This window comes from Cryobacterium lactosi (genome assembly GCF_004403945.1).
Classification (GTDB): Bacteria; Actinomycetota; Actinomycetes; order Actinomycetales; family Microbacteriaceae; genus Cryobacterium; species Cryobacterium lactosi.
This window is the reverse complement of the sequence record NZ_SOHM01000014.1, coordinates 1-1,660: the sequence shown is the minus strand read 5'-3', so window position 1 is coordinate 1,660 and position 1,660 is coordinate 1. Positions and strand designations below refer to the sequence as shown.

Sequence of the window (1,660 nt, the reverse complement as noted above, 5' to 3'; positions counted from 1 at the left end):
GGTGTTAACGCCGACCCAAAACAGGGCCAATAGTGCCGTTTGAAAACAGGACCACTATGTGTGTTTCTACTATGCCGTATCGGGCGTCGGCTGGTGGCTTTTGAGCCGGTAGCTGGTGCCTTTGAGGCTGATGACGTCGGCGTGGTGCACGATCCGGTCGATCATCGCGGAGGCGATGGTCGGGTCGCCGAAGACGTCGCCCCAGAGTCCGAAGGACAGATTGCTCGTCATGATCAGCGATGCGTGTTCGTATCGGCTCGCGGCGAGCTGGAAGAACAGGTTCGCGGCGTCCTGATCGAACGGGATGTAGCCCACCTCGTCACAGATCAACACGCTGTAGCGGCGCAGCCGGGTCAGCTCCGCGGCGAGTTTGCCGCGGGAGTGGGCGTCTTGGAGACGGGCGACCCAGCCCGTCGCGGTGTCGAAAAGGACTCGGTGGCCGTGTTTGGCGGCCTGAACGCCCAGTGCGACGGCGAGGTGGGTCTTGCCGGTGCCGGGTGGGCCGAGCAGGACCACGTTCTTCGCCTCGGTGACGAACGTGCTCGTGCCCAGGTGCGCGATCAGATTCCGGTCCGCGGACGGCTGGTGATCGAAGTTGAAGTCTTCCAACGTTTTCTGGCCCGGGAACCGGGCCGCCTTGATCCGCAGCGCCGCGCCGGACGCTTCCCGTTCGGAGACTTCGCGGGAGAGCACCGCGGCGAGGTATTCCTCGTGGGACCAGCCGGCGTCGCGGGCCTGGTCGCCGAGTCGCCGGAACGCGTCGCCGATCCGTGGGGCGCGCAGCGCGCGGGCGTAGTACTCGATCTGAGATGCCGTGGTGCTCATGCGATCAGGCTCAGATCGGTCAGGCCGCGACCGGTGTCAACGCCGAAGACATCGTCGTAGGACGAGAGGCTGGCCGTTTCGACGAACGCGACGTGAGCTTGCGGTCGTTGATGGCGGTGCAGCGTCTGGAACTGGCGCCGCAACACGGCCGCTTGGGCGACGTGGTCGGGGTCGGTAACGGTCAGGTGCCTGGCCCAGGCGCGCTCGTGCGAGGTGACGGTGACGCCGTTGTGAGCGACGTGGATCTGCTCGAGGTCGGCGGTCACGTCCACGAGCCGGCCGATCAACGCCGGTGCGACGCAGTAGTCGTTCGAGTGCACCCGAACGTAGTAATCCCGCGGCAGCCGCACCGTGTTGCGGAACAGAACGTCCGGCACCACCGGTGAGAGCGGCCGCATCGCGGCCCGGTCCTGAGCGATCAGGTCGATCGGCCGGGCCCGCCTCGACCGGGAGTGCCGCGAGTTCGCGATCGGCAGCCAGGCCGTCATCTGCTCGTTGAAGTCCTGGGGTGAGGCGAAGTCCCGGCCGGGCATGAACGACGACCGGAAGAACCGGTTCCGGCGCTCGACCATGCCCTTGGACTCGGGATCCCGCGCCTTGAGCAGCTTCACCTCAGTGCCCAACGTCCCCGCGAACGCGGCCGTCGGCTCGGTGAGCTTGCCCTTGCCGATGCCGGTCTCGTTGTCCCAGACGAGGCGCTTGGGCACCGCCTGGGCGGCCTGGAGCAGAGACCACATCCCGCCGAGCAGATCCGGAGTCTTGCGCGACGGCAACATCAACGCTTGGAAGTACCCGGAGAACGTCGACGTCATCACCAGCACCGGCGGTGTGCCCT

2 protein-coding genes are annotated in these 1,660 nt (G+C 66.6%); both read right to left on the bottom strand.

Going from position 1 to position 1,660, the window contains the following annotated elements:
• Window positions 1-69 precede the first annotated feature (69 nt).
• Window positions 70-825, bottom strand: coding sequence for an IS21-like element helper ATPase IstB (gene istB / locus E3T61_RS07835; protein ID WP_134640312.1), 756 nt, complete (start codon window positions 823-825; stop codon window positions 70-72).
• Window positions 822-1,660: Mu transposase domain-containing protein (locus E3T61_RS07830; RefSeq protein WP_134640311.1), on the bottom strand; the 839-nt coding region annotated here is incomplete at its 5' end. The genes istB and E3T61_RS07830, both read right to left, overlap by 4 nt.

Coding starts and splice junctions, on each gene's coding strand:
- istB (WP_134640312.1), bottom strand. CDS start 825: ATGAGCACCACGGCATCTCAGATCGAGTACTACGCCCGCGCGCTGCGC.